Here is a 22416-nt window from a genome sequence, read left to right as displayed (position 1 = left end):
AAGCCGCCAGGCAAGCTGCAGCGTTTCCGCGATGTCTGCGATCGCATACTGTGAGTGGCACATCTGCGCCACTAACGAATTTAATCATTCGCAATACTGATTGATAGGCCGATGAGAATGTCTGACCGACCGTCGCTGTTAGCGAAGGCGAGCGGTACGTAGCGCGGTGGCACGCGCGCCGTGGCTGACATGTTGCACAGCCCAGTTCATCACCGGCATCGCCGTCCCCACACGGCGCGTGTCATTGCAATACCTCGCGGTCAAACAGATCAGCGATCGACACCAGAGACCGCAACAATCTGCTACGACGCGGACATCGTCATCGGATCGAAGCGGCGAATCGCCACGCCTACGACCGCGCACCAAAGCACGAGTTCCATCGATTAACCGACCGGCTGGTCGGCCGTCTGACATGGCGTTCCCGCCTCGATGCACGCCCTCACCGCGACTTTCAAGCACGTGTAGATCGCAACTCGCCGGCGACGTGAGAAAATGCGCCCCCGAGCGCAACCGTCAAAGTCCGCGGAAGGGATTCCACGATGTTCGACTTTCAGTATCGTCGGATTCAAATATCCCGCCAGAGACTGGAAGTGACGATCGGAAAACGGGAAAACGACCGTGGTACTGGCGTATTTCCGATCCGCCCGCCGTCGTGGCAACCTAAACTTCCACTGTTGCGATTCGATTGTGTCGAATCATTATCACGAGAGAAACATCCATGCCAGAACACACCCACTCGCACGACGACCACTCCGAATCGTGCGGCTGCGATCTGCAGCACCTGCTTGACGGCGTGGACGAGTTCACTCATCACGTTTTTCCGGGCGACAAGGAACTCTTCCGCAGCCTCGCGCACAATCAGGCGCCGCACACGTTGTTCATCGCCTGCGCCGATTCACGCGTTTCACCGGAGCTGATCACGCAGACCCGCCCCGGCGAGTTGTTCGTGTGCCGCAACATCGGCAACATCGTCCCGGCATATGGCGAAATGCTTGGCGGTGTTTCCGCCGTGGTGGAATTCGCCGTGCTCGCGCTTAACGTGCGCCAGATTGTCCTGTGCGGCCATACCGACTGTGGCGCGATGAAGGGCCTGGCCTCCGGCGCCGAGGCCACTGCAGACATGCCCACGGTGCAAGCGTGGCTACGCAATGCCGAGGCGGCACGCAGTGTCGTACGGACACTCGAGCTGAACGAGGACCAGGTCGTGCAGGCACTCGTCGAGGAAAACGTGCGCCTGCAGCTGACGCATCTGCGCACCCACCCGGCGGTAGCAGCGCGAGTCGCGCAGGGCCGCCTGGCATTGCAGGGCTGGGTGTACGACATCGGTCACGGCAAAGTCTCGGTCTTCGACGACACACACGGACATTTCCAGACACTCGGTGAGGCGCGCGCCCGTCTGCGCAAACGCGCGGCGGGTTGAGGCCGCTTCGGGGCATTGCGCTGCGGCGTCCTGCGCGACGCCGCGTACCCTTTCTCCCAAACGAGCGGTACATCCGCGCTACCGCGCCACTTCACGGCGATCTCGCCTCTTAATGCAACATTTTGCAACAATGAGTTGCAGGGTAGGTATTTACCCTAGGGGCGTACACGGCTATACTTCGCCCCGTAGTGAATTCGGGGCCCCATCGCAGCAGAAGAAAAACGGGCGCCGTTCCGCCGTACCTCTTGCCTCACCCAAGTTTCAAGCGCAATACCGTTGCAGTAATGCGCGCGAGCACGCAAAACGCGTTCGCGGCACTTGAGGCCCGTCGTCGCCCCGATGCTGGCGATGGCAGGCATAGCAGGCCCACTCCACGTCTTAGCCGTTTTCGAAGCCGCAGACAGCACCGCGGCGAACGGCCCGCGCCTTGCTGCGCGCCGGCGACCGGTAATGGGCACCGCCCCCCGAGGGCAATAAACCCAGTAACCGAGGAAAACTCCTGTGGATTACCTGCCGAAGCCGCCAGCCAAGATCGAGGTCAAGCTACTCCTGCACCCGCACGACCATGACCGTGCACTCGACATCGCCAAGGCGGTCAATCTCGCCGAACGTGACTTCTTCGCGCTCGCGATCCACCTCGGTGCAGAGCAGATCCTCCAGGCTGCGGATGTGACCTGAGCGCGGCGGCGCACGGCCGTTCAATCGGTGGCGCGCCGCGAGGCCCGGCCGTATCACACCGGCGACGGATTGCGCTCCGCAAACCCCTCCTGATGCCAGTACGGATACGCGGGCCGCACCGCGCTCGCGGCATCCAGCTTCGCGACCTGCTCGGGCGTGAGGTTCCAGCCCACGGCTCCCAGGTTCTGACGCAGTTGCGCCTCGTCGCGCGCCCCGATCAGGACGGTAGCCACAGTCGGCCGCTGCAACAGCCAGTTCAGTGCGATCTGCGGCACGGTCTTGCCGGTTTCCTGCGCAACTTCGTCGATGGCATCGATCACGCGATACAGATACTCGTCGGGCACTGGCGGCCCCATGTCCGAAGTCTTGTGCAGACGGCTCGTTTCGGGCAGCGGTTGGCCGCGCCGGATCTTGCCGGTCAGGCGTCCCCAGCCTAGCGGACTCCACACGACCGCGCCAACGCCCTGGTCGAGTCCGAGCGGCATCAGCTCCCATTCGTAGTCGCGACCGATCAGCGAGTAGTAGGTCTGGTTGGCGACATAGCGCGGATAACCATAGCGGTCGGCCACATCGAGCGACTTCATCAGATGCCAGCCCGAAAAATTTGACACGCCCGTGTAAAGGATTTTGCCCGCGCGCACGAGATCGTCCAGCGTGGAAAGAACTTCTTCGGCGGGCGTTTTCGCGTCGAAGCCGTGGAGCTGAAAGAGATCGATGTAGTCGGTTTGCAGACGCTTGAGCGCGGCATCGACGGCACGTTTCAGATGAATACGCGATGACCCGACGCTGTTCGGACCGTCATCGAACCGGAACGTCGCTTTCGTCGAAATGATTGCCTTGTCACGGCGCCCCTTGAGCGCCTCGCCGAGCACCGACTCCGATGCACCGCCCGAATAAATGTCGGCGCTGTCGAACATCGAAACGCCCGCATCGAGACAGATGTCGATCAGGCGGCGCGCCTCGGCGACGTCGGTCGCGCCCCAGGCTTCGAAAAACTCGCCCTTGCCGCCGAACGTGCCGGTACCAAAACTCAGAACCGGCACCTTGAAGCCAGATGCCCCCAGAAAGCGGTGTTCCATTACGTATCCTCCACAGATTGGTGGTGAGCGAATAGCGAATCGAGTCTACGCATATCGCGATACCTTTGTCAGAAACGAGACGGTGCCAAACGCTGTATAGTTTCGCTTTCGTATCGGAAACTATCGCATTCTCCTGACCCGGTATGCACAGGGCATTCCGGTCGGCGATTTTCCAGTCAGCAATCCACGCGCAATCCGACCATGCTTTGCCCCCTCGCCGCTTCCGGAACGTCCGCAACGCCCCGCCCCATCAAGTTTGCTCCGCACCGGGAGGCCCAATGAAAGGCAATCCGGCGCACGCCCCTTCAGTGGGCTGGTTGCCCTACGTTGTGGCCGCAACCTTCTTCATGGAATACCTCGATACGACGGTCATCGCCACGGCGCTGCCGCAGATGGCACACTCGTTCGGTGTGGGCCCGAATAGCCTGAGCCTCGGCATGACCTCGTACATGCTTGCCCTCGCCATCTTCATCCCCGCGAGCGGCTGGGTCGCCGACCGGCGTGGCTCGCGCACCGTGTTCTTCAGCGCGGTCGTCACGTTCACGATCGCCTCGGTCATGTGCGGACTATCCCAAAGCGTCGGAGAGTTCATCGCCGCGCGCGTGCTGCAGGGTATCGGCGGCGCGATGATGGTGCCGGTCGGGCGAATGATCGTCGTGCGCAGCACCGACAAAAGCCGGCTCATGAAGGCGATCTCCACGATCACCTGGCCCGCCATTGCGGCGCCCGTCGTCGGTCCGCCCGTGGGCGGCTTCATCACCACCTACGCTTCGTGGCGCTGGATCTTTCTGCTTAACGTGCCGTTCGGCATCGCGGTACTCGCCGCCGTCGTCGCGCTGATGCCGAATCTGCGCGGGGAACAACGCCGACCGCTCGATATTGTCGGCCTCGTGCTGAGCGGCGCTACGCTCACGGCGATTCTCTACGGCGCCGAACTCGCCAGCCAGCCCGGCGAGAATCCCTGGGTGGCCGGCGCCATCGTCGCCGCGGGCCTCGTGTTGGGCGTACTTGCGGTTGTACACGCGAAACGCCATCCGCATCCGTTGATCGACGTTTCCACTTTGAAAATTCCGACGTTCTCGGTGACGGTCATCACCGGTTCGTTCACGCGCATCGGTATCGAGGCCGTGCCGTATCTGATGCCACTGCTGTTCCAGATCGGTTTCGGCCTCTCGGCGTTCCGATCGGGCCTGTTGCTGCTCGCCAGCGCGATCGGCAATCTCGGCATGAAAGCGTTCACTACGCGTGTGCTCGAGCGCTGGGGCTTCCGCCAGGTTTCCATCGTGAACGCCGCAATCGTGAGCGTCTCAATGATCGTGTGCGGACTGCTCACGCCCGAGATCCCGCGCGCCGTCGTGCTGATCGTCGCTTTTATCTACGGCGTCACGCGTTCAATGCAGTTCACGACGCTCGCAACCCTCGCCTACGCCGACGTCCCGCAGCCGCAAACGAGCGCCGCCAGCACGCTCTGGAGTGCCGCACAACAGATGACGATCGGTCTTGGCATTGCGTTCGGCGCGGTCGCGCTGCGCGCGGCGGCCACATTCAACGGTGAGACCACCGGTCACGTATTCACGCTCGACGACTTCCGGATCGCGTTTCTGCTCGCCGGCATCGTGACGATGCTTTCGATCTGGGGATACGTGAGTCTCGCGCACGACGCGGGACAAAACATGGGCGGCGGTTCGCGACGCCAGCGCGCCTGACACCAATTGCGACCAACGGCGCGGCACCGCCCCAACGGTCGCCGCGCTACTTCGACGGATCCGCGCACACTTCGAATGCCGCATCGGCGCCCGCCTCCAGCGTTTCGTCGTCGCGCGCACGCGCGCCATAAAAGTCCGCTGCTAACGGTTCGACCGGATAGCCACTGCGCACCCAGGCATCCAGTCCGCCCTTGAGCGCGTGTGCGTGATAAATGCGCTTGCTGCGCAGCTGGTCGACGACACGTTTTGCGCTCGCCTCATTCGGGCAGACGCAATACACGACAATCGGCCGTGCAAGCAGTTCAGGTGCGAGCGCCTCACGCGAATCGAGGTTTAGCGCTCGCGCGCCGGGAATGCGATACGCCTCCTTTTCGCGCACGTCCTGGGGCCGCGCGTCCAGCACGTGCGGCGGCGCGGACGATCTCATCATCTCGTCGAGCTGGTCAGGCGTGATGCGATGGTTTGCCAGCCAGCGCCGGAACTGGACGCGGCGAATCCACCGGTACGCGATAAACAGCACGCCCGCCGTGGCGAGCACATCGAAAATCGTGCCGCCGTTGGTGTGCACGAACAGCATGAAGCGTGCTATCTCCGCGTTGAGAGCTGCTCCGCCGAAGAGCCACGTGCCGGCCCATAACGCCGCCCCTACGGCATCCCACAGCAGAAAGACGCGGACATCAATCGAGGTCGTGCCGAGCAACGGCGCGGAAATCAGCCCGAACCCGGGCACGAATTTCGTCACGGAAAGTATCGGCGCACCGTGGCGTTCAAACACGTTGCGCGCAACACGAACGGATGTGTCGAGTGACAGCGAAAAGCGCACGAGCCCGTTCAGAAGCCGCCGGCCGTGCATGCGGCCTGCGGCGAACCAGAGCGAATCCGCGAGCAACGTGGCGATCACGGCCGCGATCAGCAGATGCAGCCAGGACACCTCGCCATCGGCCGCCATCGTCCCCGCCAGCGCGAGAACCGGCGCCGCCGGCACCGGCACGCCAAGTTGCGTCACGAGCACACTGAGAAAAACCACCCCAGCGCCGAAATCGGGCGGAATGGCGCTCGAAAGAGTCCACATTTCAGATGTTTCCTGCGTTTGACCGGACTGAGTAAGAAACGAAACGGCGCACCTGCGCGCGCCGACAGCGGAGATTAACCCAAACACATGTTTAGCGTTGCGCGCCCGATCGCACGATGGGCTTTCCCACGCGCACCGGGCCCTGGCGTGGCCGTACGCATCTTCAGACATGCACCCTCGCTGTTTGCACCCCGCAACCGCACACGCGTAAGTGGCAAAGATGCTAATCTCATAACGGCAGCGTTCTTGCTACAACTTTCCGCTACGAAACATGCGTTACTGGCATCTCGACCGACCGAGGCAGACGGGTCAATTCGACCTTTCACGCGTCACGAGCCTCGTCTCGGCCATCGGCCGCGACGACACCAACTCACTTGCCGCCGAAGTACTGAACCTGCTCGGTCCCGCGACGTCCGTCTCGCAATGCACGGTCTTCGCCTATGAGTTCGGCAACCGGCCGCGGACGGTTTCGGTGGCGGATCATCGCGGCGGACGCTTCCTGCGCGACGTCGCCGACACTTACGCGCGCCTCTTCTACGCGCTCGACGGCAACCAGAAGATCGTCGGCGGCAATGCTGCCGGGCATTTCGGTTCGTCGCTCGTCCTGCACCTGCAATCGAGCGACGACATCGCGCACGATGCCTATCGCACCGTCTGCTACGCGAACCCCAACGTGTCCGACCGGCTCTCGTTGCTGCTGCAACCTTCCGCCGACATCTGGCTCTCAGTGAACCTCTATCGGGAACGTGACGCGGGCAATTTCCGCGCCGCCGAGGTCGAACTCGTCGAATCGTTGGCGCCGCTGATCGGTGAAGCGACCAGGCATCACTACGCGTTGCGCGGCCAGCGCCAGATGGGCATTCCGCAGATGATGTTCGCGCGGTTGCGCAGCCTTTGTCCCGCGCTGTCCAAACGCGAACTCGATGTGTTGCGCGGCGTGCTCGAAGGCCATAGCGCCATCGAGATCGCTGAACGCATGGGTATCAAACCCACCAGCGTCGTGACTTACCAGAAACGCGCGTATCAACGGCTCGGCATCTCGAGCCAGAGGCAGCTTTTTGCGTTGTGCCTCGCCGCGGACAAAACCTGACTTCCCCCGCGACCACCCGGGTTTCCGATAAGCCCACGCTGTACCCAAATTGAGGACAGCGCGCCGCCTGCTGCGCCCGATACTGCCGCCATAGCCGCCGATACCGCTCAATCGCGCTTCGCGACGGCACGCATCGCAAAAATTTCGTATCGGAGACGCATCCCCTATGCCCCTCCTCGCCCTTTCTTCTGACGACGGCGCGCGCGCCCTCTTCAACAGGAACACACGATGAGCATTGAATTCAAACCCTACCCATTCGAGGCCAGGAAATACGCTGCCCGGATACCCGAACTCGATAACGGTCGCGAGACGCAGCGCCACACAGTCACGATTGTCGGCGGCGGCCCGGTGGGCTTCGCCGTTGCGCTCGGCCTCGCCCGCCATGGCGTGCGATCGGTACTGATCGAAGCCGACGAGTCGGTCTGCTACGGCAGCCGCGCCATCTGCATTTCACGCCGCAGCCTCGAGATCATCGAGCGTCTGGGCGCACTCGACGGATTCCTGGCGAAGGGCCTGCCGTGGACTGGCGGCCGCAGCTACTACCGTAACGACGAAGTGCTGCACTTCAGCATGCCGCAGGACGAGAAGCAGAAGCTGCCGCCGATGGTCAACCTCGCGCAGTACCACATCGAACAGTTCCTGCTTGATGCTGCAGAGGCTCACGCAGATCTCATCGACATCCGCTGGTGCACGAAGGTGACGGCCTTGCGGGAGGACGAGCACGGCGCGACCCTCAAGCTTTCAACACCCGAAGGCGACTACGAAGCACAGACCGACTGGCTCGTCGCCGCAGATGGCGGGCGCAGTACGATCCGCGAGGCGCTCGGCCTGAAGCTCGCCGGCACGAGCTACGAAGGACGTTATGTGATCGTCGATATCCTGCTCGATAGCGCGCGTCCCACCGAACGCCTCGCATATTTTGATCCGGCCTCGAATCGAGGCTCGACGGTACTCGTGCACAAGCAGCCCGACAACGTATGGCGCATCGACTACCAACTACGCGACGGCGAGGACGCAGACGAGGCCATCAAGCCAGAAAACGTGATGCCACGTGTGCAGAGTCTGCTCGACATGATGGGTGAAACCGCGCCGTGGTCGCCCATCTGGATCACGATCTACAAAGCCAACGCGCTGACGCTCGAACGCTATCGCCATCGTCGCGTGCTATTCGCCGGCGATGCGGCGCATCTCGTGCCTATCTTCGGCGTGCGGGGCGCGAATTCCGGCATTGACGACGCCGACAATCTCGCGTGGAAACTCGCCTTCGTCGTGAAGGGACTCGCAGCACAAACGCTGCTCGACACATACTCCGACGAGCGCGTGTACGCCGCGCACGAGAACCTGAGCTACGGCACGAAGAGTACGGAATTCATGGCGCCGCCGTCGTTCGCGTTCAATCTGATGCGTACGGCCGTACTCGGCCTCGCCGTCAAACATCCGGGATTGCGTTCGCTGATCAACCCGCGGCAAACCTCGGCGATCGCCTACACTGCTTCGCCACTGAACGCCGCATCGTCGGATGCGTTCGCGAACGGTCCCGCGCCGGGCACTGTTCTGCCCGAGTGTCCACTGACCCTTGTGGGAACTGGAGCCTCGCGCGCAGGCCACCTCACCGATCTCGTCGAACCGCGCTTCACGGCGTTCTGGTTTAGCGTTGACGGCGAGCTCCCGGGCGCACTGACCGCGATGGAGGCGACGCTCGCCAGCCGCGCAGTGCCGGTTGCACTCGTGCCGCTCTCAGCGCAACAACCCGCCGACGCCACGCGCCCCGGCGGCTGGGACCACACGGGCTGGCTGTTTCCGATGTACGGCGCGACTCAGCCGGCGCTCTATCTCGTGCGGCCGGACGGCCACGTGCTGGGTCGTTGGCACGGTAATGCCGACGCTATTGCAGCCAGCGCCCTCGCTGCACTCGAACACACATTGCGGGCATGACTCGCACGCATACCCGGAGAATCCCATGACCGACAGCGAACTCGACACCGTCTACACGCGTCTCTGCAAAACCATGACCGAACTGGGTGAGCCCAACACGCCGCTGTTTCTGGCTCGCTTCGCGCTGCTCGCGATCGAGCGCATCGGAAACGCACGGACCGCGCTCAGTCTGATCGATGCGGCGTGCGAAGACCTCGCCGCACCCACACCGCACTAAACGAAACTTTTTATCCCATGCGAAACGGGACGCGATGCGCAAGCACCGCGTCCCGTTTTCCAGTGGCCTACGAAATTTTTCTGGTCACTGAACCATACGCGTCACACCACGTCCGCGCGGATCGGAAACCGGCTCCGGTGTATTACCGTCGATCCGGATCGCCTGAATATCGCCGTTGAAGTCCTGCCCCTTCAGGACGTAGCCTTTCGCTTCAAGCTGCTTCGCGAGGTCGCCGTCGATCGGCAGATACGGTTCCCAGAAAATCGTGTTCGGCGGCAGCAACTGGTGGTGAAAACGCATCGCGGCCACTGCATCCTTCAATGGCATCTGGAAGTTGTACATATTGGTGATGACCTGGAAGATCGACGTGAAGATGCGCGAGCCGCCCGGCGTGCCGATCACGAGCGCCACCTTGCCGTCCTGCGTGAGAATGGTCGGCGTCATCGAGGAAAGCGGCCGCTTTTTCGGCGCAATCGCGTTGGCGTCACTGCCCACCACGCCGAACATGTTCGGTACGCCGGGCTTGGCCGAGAAGTCGTCCATCTCGTCGTTCAGCAGGAAGCCTCCACCGGGCACGACCACGCCCGAGCCGAAGTAACCGTTGATCGTGTACGTGTTCGACACCGCATTACCCCACTTGTCGACCACCGAGAAGTGCGTTGTCTCCGCCTTCTCGGGCATCGACGTGCCGAGTCCCGGCTGCACACTCTTCGTGTCGGAGGGACTTTCGGGGTTGACGTCGGCGGCTCGCTTCGCGAGATACGCGTCATCGATTAACTGCGCAACCGGTACTTTGTAGAAGTCCGGATCACCGAGGTATTGAGCACGATCCGCGAAGACGCGCTTCTGAATCTCCGCAATCAGATGAATGTATTGCGCCGAATTGTGCGGCACGCCCTCGAACTTCGGTGCAAGCATCGCCTTCATTTTCAGCAGTTGCACGAGGCCTACGCCGCCCGAACTCGGCGGCGGCGCCGTGATGATGTTGTAACCGTTCCACTTCGCCTCGACGGGTTGACGCCACACCGCCTTGTACTCCTGCAGATCGCGCCTCGTGATGAGACCGTTGCCCTCCTTCATCGCGGAGACGATCAGCTCGGCGGTCTTTCCGTCGTAGAAGTCTCTCGCGCCGTCGCTGGAAATACGCGTGAGTACGTTCGCGAGGTCGGGTTGCCTGAACGTCACGCCCACTTTCATATCGCCGAAGTAGTGGTCGAAATTGGTTTTGCCGCCGAATTCCTTCGACGCTTCGTCGCGACGCTTCGCGAGTTGCTCGTCAACCACGAAGCCATCGCGCGCATACTTGATCGCGGGCGCGAGCACCTGATTCCACTTCAGCTTGCCGAAGCGGCGCTGCGCTTCCCACATGCCCTCGACGGTGCCCGGTACGCCCACGGCGTCAGCGCCATAAAGGCTCTTGCCTTCGATCACGTTGCCCTTATCGTCGAGGTACATAGTGCGCGTGGCGGCGAGCGGTGCGCGCTCGCGATAGTCGAGGAAGTACGGCTTGCCATGAACGTACAGCGTCATGAATCCACCGCCGCCGATGTTGCCCGCTTCGGGATACGTCACCGCGAGCGAAAAGGCGATCGCCACGGCCGCATCGACGGCATTACCGCCCTCTTTGAAAATCTGCTCGGCGGCATCAGCCGCGTACTTGTCCGCAACCGCCACGGCCGAAGCGGTCAGTACGGCGGGTTGCTGCGTTGCTTTGGCAAAGGCGGGAGAGTTTTCGAGGAAGCTTGTTGAGAGTGCGCCCAGCGATACGAGTGCAATAACAGCGGCGGATATTTTCGTTCGGTCTACCAGCGTCATTCGCTATCTCCATGTTCCGGTTCATCAACCAACGACCTGCCGTGGCCTTATAGCACGACGAGCAAACGTTTGCGATCAAACGGATCGACTCCGCAGCAGTGCGCGGCGCTCACGTCGTGCCACGCCGTCCACGCGCAATTTCCTCTCCCGCATTGGCGGGCAGGCGCATCGTCACGGGAATCGAAGCGATCGAGAACAGCCCCACGACGAGAAACGCGGGCCAGAAGTCCGACCAGACGATGCCGGGGTGGCCCTGCACTTTGTGCGAAATCTGCAGCACGATGCCCGCAATGGTCACGCCAAGCCCGAGCGACACCTGCTGGATCACGCTCGCGACGCTGGTCGCGCGGCCGATGTCACGCAACGGAATATCGGCGTATGCGAGTGAATTGAGGCTCCCGAACTGCAGTGACGGGAACACACCGCCGACGAGCACGATCAGCCAGATGAGCCAGTGGGGCATGCCGGGAAAAAAGAGCCCGTACACAGCGATAGATGCACCCGCGAGCGCGGCGTTGACGATCAGCGTGCGTCGAAATCCGAAGCGGCCAAGCACGCGCGAGATGATCGTCTTCATGAAGATCGAACCGAACGCGGAGGCGCAAGTGATCGACCCGGAAATAAACGCCGTCATTCCGAGGCCCTCCTGCAGCGCAAGCGGAAGCAGAAACGGCACAGCGCCGAGGCCGATGCGAAAGAGCGAGCCGCCCGCGACGCTCGCGTTGAAGCTGGGAATGCGCAGGAAGCCCAAATCGAGCACGGGTCGCTCGACGCGCTGCGCGTAAAGCCAGTAGACCGCGAGCAGCGCGGCGCCGACGACGCACATCGCCAATGCCGTTCCGAACGAGACGAGTCCGCTGCCGACGAGCGAAAGTCCGAGCATGAACAGCGACGCGCCGCCTGCGGAAAGAATGAATCCAGACCAGTCGAGCGGGCCAGGATGCTCTTCGTGCATGTTCGCGATGTGTCGTCTGGCAAGCCAGATGCCGAGCAAACCGATCGGGATGTTGACGAAGAAAATGAGCCGCCAGTGCAGATACGTCGTGATGAAACCACCAAGCGGCGGACCGACGACCGGCCCAAGCAGCGCGGGCACGGTGAGGTAGTTGACGGCGCGAATGAAGTCCGACTTCGGCAGCGAACGAAAGATGATGATGCGCCCCACCGGCACCATCATTGCGCCGCCGATCCCCTGCACGAAACGTGCGGCGATGAACATCTCGAGCGACCTGGATGCGGCGCACAGCAGCGAGCCCACCATGAAGATGCCGATGGCCGTGCTGAAGACCTTGCGCGAGCCAAAGCGGTCGGCCACCCAACCGCAGACCGGAATAAACACGCCGAGGCCGATCACGTAGCTCGTGACGGCCAGCTTCAGGGTAATCGGACTATGGCCGAGATCGCGGGCCATCGCGGGAAGCGATGTAACGATGACTGTCGAGTCTACGTTCTCCATGAACATCGCGCATGCGACGATGAGCGGAACGATGAAGGTGCCGAGGGCAAGAGGCATGGGCAGTAACGACAGTCAGCGCGGCTGGGTGCGACGATTTGTCATTATCGCACCGTGTTGCGAAACGTGGGTGACCCTGCAACAGATGAAGCCGCGCCCCAGGGCAACCAGGCCGTGAAGCGCCGTCGCATAACAGCGGCACCTCAAAGCTCCAGTTGCGCCAGCGACCAATCAATGAGTCAGTCAGTCGTCTGCGTCGCGCGGCTAACGACCGGACGAAGTTGAGGCAACACCGTTTCGGCAGCGCGCGTCACATCGTTGGGGAAATCGATTTCGATCCACGGCGCGCCAGTGACGTCGGCGGTTTCGAACTCGTTGCCGCGCTCCAGCAGCAGGTCGCGAAGCGCTTCTTCGTGAGGAAGATTCGCGCGGCCCGTGTCGACATAGCCTTCGACAATCTGCGCGAAACGGCGGGCCGTGTCGTCCTTGAGACGGAAGAAGCCCACGGATTCGCCGATCGTGTCGTATTGCAGGCCCACCGCGAGCTGCTTGCGCAGTTCGATCGGCACGCCGTCGCGCAGGCACAGTTTCACCGGCTCATCGCCGGCCTCGAAATCGCGGTCGATCAAAAGACGGTTCGCGCTTGCGTTGCCCGCAACCAGCGGATCGAATACGCGCTCGTCGTAGAGGACATCGGCGTCCATCAACAACACGTCGCCGCCGCGCGTGAGCGCGTCGGCCGTGCAATGGACAGTCAGCACGCTGCCGAGATCGAAACGCGGATTCAGGACGATCTCGATGCGATGCGGCCAACCGATACGCTCAAGTTCGGCCTCGACAAGTTCAGGGTGAAAGCCGAGCGCGAGCACGACCTCCGTAACGCCCACCCGCTCCAGCATTTGCAGATGGCGTTCGAGCAGCGTCACACCCTCGAATTTCAGCAGGCATTTTGGAAACTGTTCCCCAGCGCTTTGCTGAAGGCGCAGGCCGAGGCCTGCTGCGAGAATGATGGCACGCATGCGCAAAATTTCCTTCGGAGATAAAGATCAATCGGCGATTTCGGCTGCGCCCACGCGAACCGCGCGCTGACGTTGCCAGCTTCTTTCGCTGAAATGCAGATACAACAGGCCCGGCATACCGAGCAGGATTTCGCGCGCGCGCTTGGCGAGCGACAGCGCAAGCCCAGCCTCAGGCGGCAGGCCGACGAGCGGCGCTAGCAGCAGATAGCCGCCCTCCTGCACGCCGAGCGAGCCCGGCACTGCGAAGGCTGCACCGCGGATCGCCTGGCCGATGCTTTCAAGCAGCAGCGCATCGATCCAGTTCACCGGGTGCCCAAGGAAACGCAGCGCGAGCCAGACCTCGACGGTGCCGACGAGCCAGCCGAGCAGGCTGAGCATGAAGCTCGCGGCGGCGCGGCCGCGTCCGTCGTCGTAGAGCGACTTGACGGCGGCGTCGATGGCATCGGCGCGCGTGGTCAGTGCCGACCAGTCGCGCTTGCCGAATAGCTTCGACGCAACGCGCAGCGCGCGGCCGAACAGGCCGCGCCGCTGCGCCAGGTAGAAAAGCGCGATGAGAGCGGTGAGCACGGCCGTAGCGATCGACGCGGCCACGCCGAGATTTCGCGGCGCACCGTGCGCCGCGTAGGCGGAAAAGAGTGCAATGCCGAAGACCGCGAACACGATCTGCGCGAGAGCCTGCAGCGTAGTGCTGACCGTGATGGCCGCAGCAGCGTCGCGCATGGCCATGCCGCGCTGCGCGAGCTGGCGAACCATCGCGACCGGTCCACCGAGCTGGCCTGCGGGCAGCAAGCTGTTGACCGACTCGCCGCTCCAGCGCGCAAGCAGTGCATCGCGCTGGCCGACGCGTTCATCCTTGCGAAACAGCACCGCAATAGCGGCCGCGTCGAGCACGAGCGGCACGAAGTGAAACGCGGCGACGAGCACGAGCCCCCAGCCCGCGGCGGCGAGCGCGCCCGTCACGGCGCCGAACCCTTGCCATGCGAGTAGCGCGATGAAGAGTGCCGCGCCGATCGACAGCAGCAGGACGGCGGCACGACTCACGCGGACTCCCCGGGCTTGCCTCCCGTGCGGCGCGAGGACCCGACAGTCTTGCGGAACACCTGGCGGAAACCGAAGTACGCAATCGCGTCCTTCATGTTCGACACGAAGCGGCGCCACGGACGCATGTTCGGATCGGTCACGTACTCGAATGTGAGCGAAACGCGGATCTCGCCTTCGGCGCTTGGTGTAACGCGGTGGCGGAGTTTGTCGCCGTCGAAGAGCACGAGTGCGCCGGGCGGATACTGCACCGAACCGGGTTCGTCGGGCTTGTTCTCGTCACGTGTGTGCAACTCGTAGTCGAGCCGGCACGACGATTCGTCGATTACGCCGAACAACACCGTATAGCGGCGTCCGTCGTAGTACGAGGTGTCATAGTGCCAGCCAATATGATCGCCCGCGCGCGTGTAGTAATAGAGCGCATAAGCGTGCGGATCGTCGTCCGGCGACAGCAGCAGACGGTCGCCCGTGATCTTTTCGAGCCACGCGATCAACTGGGGCGAGCGATAAAGCTCGGCGATATAAGGCGCGAGTTCATCGATCGTATGGCGGCTCACGCTGCCGCCAGCCTTGTGCCCCGGCAGGTAGTTGCGGTTGACCTCCGGAAGCAGCGCTTTGGCGGCGTCGATGAGCCGCTGCGTCGCGTCGGCCGGCAGGAAGTCCGAAAGGTAAAGGAACGAGCCCTGCTGCACGTATTCGTCACGCTGCAGGGACGTCTCGATCGGTTGCAGCGCGCGGCCGATCGCATCGTCTGCCGAGCCGTGCAACGCGGTCCCAGTTTCCGAAGAGAAACCGGTGGACGTTGCGATCTGTTCTTGTTCTGTGTGTGCGTTCATCTGCTGGTCCAGACCTGATTTGTTTCCTTGACGAGGCGGGTGTGGCGCGTCACGCGCCAGTAATCGAACACCACCCATAGGGCGAACAGCGGCGCGCCGATCGACGCAGCCAGGACGAAAGGAGAAACCACGCCCGTCAACGTAACGAGTGGCAACAGATAGAGAACGTCCTCCGTCTCGAAGCCACCGACAAACGCCTGTTGCGTGCCCGCCTTACCCGCCATTTCCTCGATGCGCATGCGCAAAAAGAAGATCACCGCGACCGCAACGCCCGCGATGCCGCCAAGCACGACTGGCGGCACCAGCCACTCGCCCGCAGCCTCAGGCCCGGCGCCGAGACCCAGGCCCATGCCGAGGAACAGCAGGATCGTGACGATGGCGTCGGCGGCGAGATCGTAGAAATGGCCGCTCCGGCTGGTCTTGCCGCTGATTCGCGCCAGTTCACCATCGGTATGGTCAACAAAATTCGACAAAACGATCAGGAACGCGCCAATGTTGACTTGCAGAAAGTCTCCGCGTGCCAGATAGAACGCGCCACCAAGGCCGATCAGGAGGCGCAGCGTGGTCAGATGGTTCGGTGTGACGCGGGTCCGGATGAGCGGCGTCACGAGCCACCGCGCGGCGCGCGCATCCCATGTACGCGGCAGGGGCGCCGGTTTTGCGGATTCTTTAGTTCCAGTCATGGGGGCGCAATATATCTCCCTTTCAAAAAACCTGCAGACTCCCCGGCAGGCGAACGAGGCTCGCCAAGCCTCGTAAAATGGCAGCGGGCAGCGATGGCGAGAGAATGTGGCGGGATCGGAAACGGATGAATGCGGCGGTGCCGCGAGCGGGATTGCACGAACACGCGTACAGTTCAACCCTTTGCATTGTGACGCACGTTCTGTACCGGCACGGGCCACTCGCCGGAATTACAATGAAAAATTCGCTCCTTTTTGCCCTTTTACTCGCGGTATTACCGCTTGCAGGCCACGCGGCTGCCCTCGACGAATCGCTGACCTGCAAAGAGTCCGCGCACGACTTCGTCTCTGGCCTGATCGATCGGAAGCTGGTCGGACCGGAGCCTTCCAGGGTCGAACCCAATTCGATCAACGTTTTCTGGCCGGAGCACGGCCAGCATATGACGGCTTACGGCTTCAGCGTATTCGCGATCGTCGCCTTCGAGCAGGACGATCCACTGTTTCAGAGGGGCAGCGGTAAGCCGATCGCACGATCGGCTTACGGCGCGGTCGTGGTCGGCAGCCAGGCCAAGGTTCAGGCCGCGCTCACCGAAGCCGGCAATACCGCGATCGTCCATCACGCAGGCCCGATGCTGACGGCAATCTTCTGCCGGCAGGACTGACGCCGCAGCGCTAGTCGATCCGGCCGAAACCACCCTCGGCCCATGTAGTCGCGCACGCCTTCGTCAGTTTGAACGTCGGCGTGACGCGCTGCTGGCCCAATTGCTCGCCAAAGACGTCGAGCGCGGTCAGAACGGCATAAGGTTCGTATTCGTCGGGAACGATTTCGAGGGTCACGTCGATGTCGCCCGCCGCGACGCACACACTCACGCGCTTGTGCAGCATCGCATGCAGTTGCTGTTCGTGACGGCGCAACACCTCCGACGCCGTCTTCACGAGGGTGTTGAACGCATTCGTGTCGAGCGGTTTGGGATTTTTCTTGTCGCGCCCCATCGTCCAGGGGCCGACGAGCGCCGGCTCTGGCTCGCCGTCCTTGATCATTTCGACGGCCCAGCCATCATCGTCTTCGTTCTTGATGACGCGTGCCGTCCAGCCGTCTTTGCGCCACAGGCGCGCGTCCTGGAGCACTTCGGCTTCATCGATCGCGGATTCGGGGGATGTTACGGGCGAAGAATCGGTCATGGCGGGTTCGGTCTGGTTCTGCAGGACCTGCCGTTCGAGGGCAGGCGCAGGATTTTAACCGCAAGCGCGCGCGAGGCGGACACCCGCCTGGTCACGCAAACCCGATTAATGGGATATTAATATCGCCCGAATACTATTTCGACAATCCGGCGCATTCAGGATTTCGAGATTAAAAATATGACGCCTGAATAGACCGCAATATTTTCCAATATCAAAATAAAAAAAACGCGGCCCGAGGGCCGCGCAAAACAGATGAAAAAGATCACCTCTCGCTTAGAGGTGCACGAATTGTAGCGCTACGGCCTCCGCACACTGAGCATGAAATCTGGAACAGTACCTTCCAGAAAACGGAGCAAATCGGCGATTAATATCGAGATACTGTCATCCCAAGCTTGTCTGATGGGGCTCTTCAGATCCGTGGCACCCGCGCAACAGATTGGTGAACGGCGTACCTATTCGCCGATTTCACCCGGACGAAAATCTCTTTATATGCAGCACCTTACAGAAGCACGCGCATTTATTTCGATTTTCATCAAGCATTGTTGCACCGTAGATCGCAAAATTTCCGGATTACCAGATTACACTCCGCCTCGAATTGCCAGACCACGGACTATTAATCAGATAGGCATCCGTGAGATTCACAGGTTCTATCCGGAGTTATAAATCATGAAAAAAACCCTTATGGTCGCTGGCGTTCTTGGCGCATTCGCCATGAGCGCACAAGCGCAAAGCAGCGTGACCCTGTACGGCTCGCTCGACGCAGGCCTCGCCTACGTCAACAACGCGGGTGGCAGCAGCCTGTGGGCGCAGTCCAGCGGCCTGCTGTCGAACACGTACTTCGGGCTGAAAGGCACGGAAGATCTCGGCGGCGGCACGAAGGCAATCTTCAAGCTCGAGTCCGGTTTCAACCTGAACAACGGTTCGTTTAGCCCGGGCTATTTCACCGGCAACTCGTCGGGCATGTTTACCCGTCAGGCTTTCGTTGGCCTGCAAAACAACCAGTTCGGCACGCTGACGCTCGGCCGACAGTTTGACTCGGTTGCAGATTACCTCACGCCGCTGGCACTGGCAGGCCAGGCAGGCGGTATCAACCTCGCGGCCCACCCGTTCAACAACGACAACATCGGCGCGCAGTCCGCGACCTCGAACGCGATCAAGTATGAAAGCGTGAATTACGCGGGCTTCCACTTTGGCGGTCAGTACGGCTTCAGCAATGCGCCGGGGGCTTTTGCGACCGGTCGCCAGTACAGCGTCGGTGTGGGTTACGAGAACGGTCCGTTCAAGGTTGCCGCAGCTTATGACCAGATGAACAACGTGGGCGCGAACGCCAATGCGACCGCGGCTCCGGTCCAGGGGCTCGGATTCGGGTACGCAGATGTACAGAGAACGTTCGGTGTAGGCGCGAATTACGCCTATGGTCCTGGCACGGTCGGTCTGCTCTGGACGCATTCGCGTCTTCAGGATATGACCGTTGGAAATTTGAACGCGCGGTTCGACAATATCGAGCTGAACGGTACCTATGGGCTGACGCCCGCACTTGCTCTCGTGGGTGAGTACACCTACACGTGGAGCCGGATGACAGAGAACGGCAACAGCTCCAGCCCGAAGTGGCACTCGGTCACGCTGGGTGCTGATTACGGGCTCAGCAGGCGCACTGATGTGTATCTCGCGGGCGTCTATCAACACTCGTCGTCGAATGACAACAGCAACGGCCTTAATGTCGCCAATACATCGATCGGCGGCATCCTGCCGTCGTCGTCGACGCAAAGCCAGGTGGCTGTGACGACGGGTATCCGCCACCGTTTCTAAGCCAGCCCAGGCTGGCAAGTCTGTCCTTACCGGGTCCAGCCTGATGTGCGCCGCCCCTGCCCCGGGGGCGGCGTTTTTCCTACCCTACGCCATTCCCGGCGAATCCTGCGCGATCAAGCCGTTGCGGTTCAGTTGGCACAACCGCATGTGCGCTTTTTTTCGCGTGTTTCCTTTCAGGCGCATTTATTTCCTGTTCGCGCGGACGCGTCTCCGCGTTGCACTGTTGCATCTTTTTACGTCCGCCGCACCGCGAGCGTGCGTATACTCAACGGCAGTCACCCGCATTCACCGCTTGTGTCTTGACGACTCGCCGACCATGAACACACTCGCTCGACGCCTCCTCACCGCATCCCCTCTCGCCCTCGTTGCTGCCTGCTCATCGGCGCCTCCACCTCAAGCTGCTGCAAACGGCGAACCGATGATCTATGCGTCGTCGGCACGTTCGCCGTCATCGATCGCGAATTGCCTTGAAGACCGGCTTCCGCGCGTCCACGAGTCGAAGGCGGGCAGCGCAACGGAGTTGAGCATCGGCTCGGATTCGGACGCTTCGTACTTCATCACGCTGACGCCTTCGGGTAATGGATCGGTGATTCGCGTGACACACGGGGCGTCGCGCTCCGACGATCCCCCCGAACCGGAACTGCGATTCGACGTAGCGCGCTGCACTACCTGACGTTCGCGTGCGCATTGCTTCGGGCACGGCGTTTCGAATTGCGTGGCGGAGTGCTATGTAAAGTTCGGTGCTGCGCGAATCGTCGATTTTCCCCTGTCGCTGCGGCACTACATCTGCGAAGATTGCGGCCTTTCGATTTCTCACACCCTGCCTCATGGCATCTGGCACCGCACATCACGCGACCGGCTGGGCCGCCGGCGTCATCGCCGCAGCAATCGTCACGCATCTGCATGCGGATGGCTTATGGCATCTCCATGTCGCCCTCGCGTTCTTCGGGGGCGCGGTAGGCGGATCAGCGCCCGACTGGCTAGAAGTTGCGTGGTGGCGCAAAAAGCGACAGCTATGGATCACCCATCGCACCCTGACGCATTGGGGCATCGGCTGGATTGCGCTGCTCGTCTGGTCGTATCACCGGCTTGGCCATCTGCCAGTGGCAGCACCGGCATTCGGCTTCGCCTGTGGCGGCGTGATTCATCTGCTCGCGGACTGGCCGAATCCGCTTGGCGTACCGTGGATCATCCAGCGGCATTCGTTGAACTGGTGGAGAAGCGGACGCTGCGATCTCATCGTCGTGGGCGCGTCGTGGGTCGCCGCGTGGTTCTTCGCCGTGCATGGAGTACCGCATGGCCTGCCGCTCACACCATTGCGACGGCTGGTCTCTTAACGGATTGCGTGACAAATTCGGGCCGGGCGCGTGCAGAACACCGAGGCTGCAATGCCCTTCCGGCTGTTGGCATCAACATGACAATTCGCCAGGACAATTCGTCAGTCATGCCAGGTAATCTGGATATGCGCGCTGACTTGTCAGCGCGAACATTGCACACGCGCAGACAAGTTACTTAATTGCCAGGTTCGGCTCGACACCTGTCGCCATTCGGAGAATATTGTAAATTTGCATCGGGATAGAACGCATCCTGATCGACGGGTACACGGAGCGTCGGAACTGGGATCGCGCAAACGCGCCCCCCAGTTCCGATAAGAAACCCGTTCAATCGAGCTTGAAGTCGATGCCCTGAGCAAGCGGCAACGCAGTCGAATAGTTGACCGTGTTCGTTGCGCGGCGCATGTACCCCTTCCACGCATCCGAGCCGGACTCACGGCCACCACCCGTTTCCTTTTCGCCTCCGAAGGCACCGCCGATTTCCGCTCCGCTCGGCCCGATGTTCACGTTCGCGATGCCGCAATCGCTGCCGGAGGCGGAAACGAAACGCTCGGCTTCGCGCAGGTCGGTCGTAAACACACACGACGACAAGCCATGTGATGCCTTGTTGTTCGCAGCGATGGCCTCATCGAAATCGCGATACTTCATGATGTAGAGGATCGGAGCGAACGTTTCCTTCAGGACGATCTCGCTCTGGGCGGGCATTTCGACCAGTGCGGGCTCCACGTAGTAGCCGTTCGGCTGACCATCGACGCTGATCCGCTGACCGCCTGTCACCTTGCCGCCCTCAGCCTGAGCACGTTGCAGCGCCGCCTGCATGCGCTCGAATGCCTGCGCGTCAATTAGCGGACCCATCAGCGTGCCCGCGTCGAGCGGGTTTCCGATCGGAACCTTGGCGTAAAGCTGTTTGAGACGGCTCACGGTGTCGTCGTAAACGCTCTCGTGCACGAAGAGTCGGCGGAGCGACGTGCAGCGCTGCCCCGCCGTGCCCACGGCCGAAAACAGAATCGCTCGCAGCGCGAGTTCGCGATCGGCACTCGGCGTGACAATGCCGCCATTGTTGCCGCCGAGTTCGAGAATCGCGCGGCCGAACCGCTGCGCGACGGCCACGCCAACTGCGCGCCCCATCTCGGTGCTCCCCGTCGCGCTGACGATGGCCGCACGAGGATCGGAGACGAGCTTCGCCCCGACGTCACGGCCCCCGATGACAAGTGACACGAGTCCCTCAGGCGCATCGCCGAACGTTGCAAGCGTATCGGCCATGAGGCGCTGAACGGCGAGTGCCGTCAACGGCGTCTTCTCCGAGGGTTTCCAGACGACAGAGTCTCCGCACACGAGGGCAAGCGCGGCATTCCAGGACCAAACGGCCACCGGGAAATTGAATGCGGAGATGATGGCGCAGACACCCATCGGATGCCAGCTTTCCGCCATGCGGTGACCGGGGCGCTCGGAGGCAATCGTGAGGCCGTAAAGCTGCCTCGACAAACCGACCGCGAAATCACAGATGTCGATCATTTCCTGGACTTCGCCCAGACCCTCCTGGAGGATCTTGCCCGCCTCGAGCGAGACGAGACTGCCCAGCGCCTGCTTATGCTCGCGCAACCGCTCGCCAAGCAGCCGAACGAGTTCTCCGCGGCGCGGCGCCGGAACATCGCGCCACTTGAGAAACGCCGCGTGCGAACGAGCCAGCGCAGCGTCGACATCGGAAGGCGACTGGCTCGCTACGTGGCCAATCACCTCACCGGAAATCGGCGATCGAACCTCGACATCGCCCGCGCGAGCCAGTTCGAGGATGCCGAGATCGGCAAGAATGCGTGAAGCGTCCATGGCGAGCCCCCAAATTTCCGATAAGAAACATACTCAGGTTCGCCGACTATACACGCAGCCCTTCCCGGCTACAAGGCGGGAAAAGCCCAACTGCACCAGCGCTTACGAGGCGCGGGTTGCGAATCACGTGGCAACTTGAGCGACGGTTCGCGGGGTACTTGCCGCAGGCATATTTCCTTTCGGAAATTTTCGAGCGACTTCGATTCGTCGCACAGCCGGGCCAAAC

Annotated in this window: 20 protein-coding genes; 10 read left to right on the top strand and 10 right to left on the bottom strand. The window is 61.9% G+C overall.

The window, feature by feature from the left end; all coding sequences use genetic code 11:
• Positions 1-718 precede the first annotated feature (718 nt).
• Positions 719-1420 carry a carbonic anhydrase gene (locus L0U80_RS19400; RefSeq protein WP_233868595.1) on the top strand — a complete coding sequence of 234 codons (702 nt, stop codon included), beginning with the start codon at positions 719-721 and terminating at the stop codon, positions 1418-1420.
• Positions 1421-1921: 501 nt separating this feature from the next.
• Positions 1922-2098, top strand: coding sequence for a hypothetical protein (locus tag L0U80_RS19395; protein ID WP_233868592.1), 177 nt, complete (start codon positions 1922-1924; stop codon positions 2096-2098).
• A 53-nt stretch (positions 2099-2151) separates the two neighbouring features.
• Here L0U80_RS19395 and L0U80_RS19390 read toward each other — a convergent pair whose 3' ends face one another.
• The gene (locus tag L0U80_RS19390) at positions 2152-3177 is read right to left on the bottom strand and encodes an aldo/keto reductase (RefSeq protein WP_233868575.1); all 1026 of its coding nucleotides are present in this window, start codon (positions 3175-3177) and stop codon (positions 2152-2154) included.
• Positions 3178-3455: 278 nt separating this feature from the next.
• Here L0U80_RS19390 and L0U80_RS19385 point away from each other — a divergent pair, with 278 nt between their 5' ends.
• Positions 3456-4883 carry a DHA2 family efflux MFS transporter permease subunit gene (locus L0U80_RS19385; RefSeq protein ID WP_233868572.1) on the top strand — a complete coding sequence of 476 codons (1428 nt, stop codon included), beginning with the start codon at positions 3456-3458 and terminating at the stop codon, positions 4881-4883.
• 46 nt (positions 4884-4929) lie between these two features.
• Here the strand turns inward: L0U80_RS19385 and L0U80_RS19380 are convergent, their stop codons facing one another.
• A complete protein-coding gene (locus tag L0U80_RS19380; RefSeq protein WP_233868568.1) occupies positions 4930-5955 on the bottom strand; it encodes a VTT domain-containing protein in 1026 nt (341 codons plus the stop codon).
• Between the two features lie 271 nt (positions 5956-6226).
• Between L0U80_RS19380 and L0U80_RS19375 the strand changes: the two genes are divergently transcribed.
• The 3 genes from L0U80_RS19375 to L0U80_RS19365 all read left to right on the top strand — a co-directional run bounded on the left by L0U80_RS19375 (position 6227) and on the right by L0U80_RS19365 (position 9197).
• Positions 6227-7045, top strand: coding sequence for a LuxR C-terminal-related transcriptional regulator (locus L0U80_RS19375; protein ID WP_233868566.1), 819 nt, complete (start codon positions 6227-6229; stop codon positions 7043-7045).
• 228 nt (positions 7046-7273) lie between these two features.
• Complete coding sequence (locus tag L0U80_RS19370; protein ID WP_233868563.1) at positions 7274-8980, top strand: FAD-dependent oxidoreductase; 1707 nt, start codon at positions 7274-7276, stop codon at positions 8978-8980.
• 25 nt (positions 8981-9005) lie between these two features.
• Positions 9006-9197, top strand: coding sequence for a hypothetical protein (locus tag L0U80_RS19365; protein ID WP_233868560.1), 192 nt, complete (start codon positions 9006-9008; stop codon positions 9195-9197).
• An 84-nt stretch (positions 9198-9281) separates the two neighbouring features.
• On the opposite strand, the gene ggt is transcribed toward L0U80_RS19365, so the two are convergent.
• From ggt to L0U80_RS19335, 6 genes are all read right to left on the bottom strand, one after another.
• Positions 9282-11012 carry a gamma-glutamyltransferase gene (ggt, locus tag L0U80_RS19360; protein WP_233868558.1) on the bottom strand — a complete coding sequence of 577 codons (1731 nt, stop codon included), beginning with the start codon at positions 11010-11012 and terminating at the stop codon, positions 9282-9284.
• Positions 11013-11121: 109 nt separating this feature from the next.
• Positions 11122-12525, bottom strand: a complete 1404-nt coding sequence (locus L0U80_RS19355; RefSeq protein ID WP_233868555.1) for an MFS transporter — start codon at positions 12523-12525, stop codon at positions 11122-11124.
• Positions 12526-12704: 179 nt separating this feature from the next.
• The gene (locus tag L0U80_RS19350; protein ID WP_233868553.1) at positions 12705-13484 is read right to left on the bottom strand and encodes a phosphocholine cytidylyltransferase family protein; all 780 of its coding nucleotides are present in this window, start codon (positions 13482-13484) and stop codon (positions 12705-12707) included.
• Between the two features lie 27 nt (positions 13485-13511).
• Positions 13512-14525: a flippase-like domain-containing protein gene (locus L0U80_RS19345; RefSeq protein WP_233868550.1), complete on the bottom strand. Its 1014-nt coding sequence runs from the start codon at positions 14523-14525 to the stop codon at positions 13512-13514.
• Positions 14522-15358, bottom strand: a complete 837-nt coding sequence (locus tag L0U80_RS19340) for a HalD/BesD family halogenase (RefSeq protein WP_233868547.1) — start codon at positions 15356-15358, stop codon at positions 14522-14524. Before L0U80_RS19340 ends, L0U80_RS19345 begins: the two co-directional genes overlap by 4 nt.
• Positions 15355-16041: a CDP-alcohol phosphatidyltransferase family protein gene (locus L0U80_RS19335; protein ID WP_233868544.1), complete on the bottom strand. Its 687-nt coding sequence runs from the start codon at positions 16039-16041 to the stop codon at positions 15355-15357. The genes L0U80_RS19340 and L0U80_RS19335 overlap by 4 nt, the downstream gene beginning before the upstream one ends.
• 233 nt (positions 16042-16274) lie before the next feature.
• Between L0U80_RS19335 and L0U80_RS19330 the strand changes: the two genes are divergently transcribed.
• Positions 16275-16700 (top strand): hypothetical protein, encoded by a 426-nt coding sequence (locus L0U80_RS19330; RefSeq protein ID WP_233868541.1) that lies wholly within the window; start codon positions 16275-16277, stop codon positions 16698-16700.
• Between the two features lie 10 nt (positions 16701-16710).
• Here L0U80_RS19330 and L0U80_RS19325 read toward each other — a convergent pair whose 3' ends face one another.
• Positions 16711-17220: a hypothetical protein gene (locus tag L0U80_RS19325; RefSeq protein ID WP_233868538.1), complete on the bottom strand. Its 510-nt coding sequence runs from the start codon at positions 17218-17220 to the stop codon at positions 16711-16713.
• Positions 17221-17886: 666 nt separating this feature from the next.
• On the opposite strand from L0U80_RS19325, the gene L0U80_RS19320 reads away from it, so the two are divergent.
• The 3 genes from L0U80_RS19320 to L0U80_RS19310 all read left to right on the top strand — a co-directional run bounded on the left by L0U80_RS19320 (position 17887) and on the right by L0U80_RS19310 (position 20366).
• Complete coding sequence (locus tag L0U80_RS19320) at positions 17887-19029, top strand: porin (RefSeq protein ID WP_233868536.1); 1143 nt, start codon at positions 17887-17889, stop codon at positions 19027-19029.
• Between the two features lie 316 nt (positions 19030-19345).
• Entirely contained in the window at positions 19346-19702 is a 357-nt protein-coding gene (locus tag L0U80_RS19315) for a sugar ABC transporter ATPase (RefSeq protein ID WP_233868533.1), read from the top strand.
• 154 nt (positions 19703-19856) lie between these two features.
• Positions 19857-20366 carry a metal-dependent hydrolase gene (locus L0U80_RS19310; RefSeq protein WP_233868530.1) on the top strand — a complete coding sequence of 170 codons (510 nt, stop codon included), beginning with the start codon at positions 19857-19859 and terminating at the stop codon, positions 20364-20366.
• A gap of 324 nt (positions 20367-20690) precedes the next feature.
• On the opposite strand, the gene amaB is transcribed toward L0U80_RS19310, so the two are convergent.
• Positions 20691-22190 (bottom strand): L-piperidine-6-carboxylate dehydrogenase, encoded by a 1500-nt coding sequence (gene amaB / locus L0U80_RS19305; RefSeq protein ID WP_233868527.1) that lies wholly within the window; start codon positions 22188-22190, stop codon positions 20691-20693.
• Positions 22191-22416 lie beyond the last annotated feature (226 nt).

Origin of the sequence: Paraburkholderia adhaesiva (assembly GCF_021390575.1) — a bacterium.
GTDB lineage: Bacteria > Pseudomonadota > Gammaproteobacteria > Burkholderiales > Burkholderiaceae > Paraburkholderia > Paraburkholderia adhaesiva.
This window is presented reverse-complemented; position numbering and strand designations above follow the sequence as displayed.

Coding starts and splice junctions, on each gene's coding strand:
- L0U80_RS19400 (WP_233868595.1), top strand. CDS start 719: ATGCCAGAACACACCCACTCGCACGACGACCACTCCGAATCGTGCGGC.
- L0U80_RS19390 (WP_233868575.1), bottom strand. CDS start 3,177: ATGGAACACCGCTTTCTGGGGGCATCTGGCTTCAAGGTGCCGGTTCTG.
- L0U80_RS19385 (WP_233868572.1), top strand. CDS start 3,456: ATGAAAGGCAATCCGGCGCACGCCCCTTCAGTGGGCTGGTTGCCCTAC.
- L0U80_RS19380 (WP_233868568.1), bottom strand. CDS start 5,955: ATGTGGACTCTTTCGAGCGCCATTCCGCCCGATTTCGGCGCTGGGGTG.
- L0U80_RS19375 (WP_233868566.1), top strand. CDS start 6,227: ATGCGTTACTGGCATCTCGACCGACCGAGGCAGACGGGTCAATTCGAC.
- L0U80_RS19370 (WP_233868563.1), top strand. CDS start 7,274: ATGAGCATTGAATTCAAACCCTACCCATTCGAGGCCAGGAAATACGCT.
- L0U80_RS19365 (WP_233868560.1), top strand. CDS start 9,006: ATGACCGACAGCGAACTCGACACCGTCTACACGCGTCTCTGCAAAACC.
- ggt (WP_233868558.1), bottom strand. CDS start 11,012: ATGACGCTGGTAGACCGAACGAAAATATCCGCCGCTGTTATTGCACTC.
- L0U80_RS19355 (WP_233868555.1), bottom strand. CDS start 12,525: ATGCCTCTTGCCCTCGGCACCTTCATCGTTCCGCTCATCGTCGCATGC.
- L0U80_RS19350 (WP_233868553.1), bottom strand. CDS start 13,484: ATGCGTGCCATCATTCTCGCAGCAGGCCTCGGCCTGCGCCTTCAGCAA.
- L0U80_RS19340 (WP_233868547.1), bottom strand. CDS start 15,358: ATGAACGCACACACAGAACAAGAACAGATCGCAACGTCCACCGGTTTC.
- L0U80_RS19335 (WP_233868544.1), bottom strand. CDS start 16,041: ATGACTGGAACTAAAGAATCCGCAAAACCGGCGCCCCTGCCGCGTACA.
- L0U80_RS19330 (WP_233868541.1), top strand. CDS start 16,275: ATGAAAAATTCGCTCCTTTTTGCCCTTTTACTCGCGGTATTACCGCTT.
- L0U80_RS19325 (WP_233868538.1), bottom strand. CDS start 17,220: ATGACCGATTCTTCGCCCGTAACATCCCCCGAATCCGCGATCGATGAA.
- L0U80_RS19320 (WP_233868536.1), top strand. CDS start 17,887: ATGAAAAAAACCCTTATGGTCGCTGGCGTTCTTGGCGCATTCGCCATG.
- L0U80_RS19315 (WP_233868533.1), top strand. CDS start 19,346: ATGAACACACTCGCTCGACGCCTCCTCACCGCATCCCCTCTCGCCCTC.
- L0U80_RS19310 (WP_233868530.1), top strand. CDS start 19,857: ATGGCATCTGGCACCGCACATCACGCGACCGGCTGGGCCGCCGGCGTC.
- amaB (WP_233868527.1), bottom strand. CDS start 22,190: ATGGACGCTTCACGCATTCTTGCCGATCTCGGCATCCTCGAACTGGCT.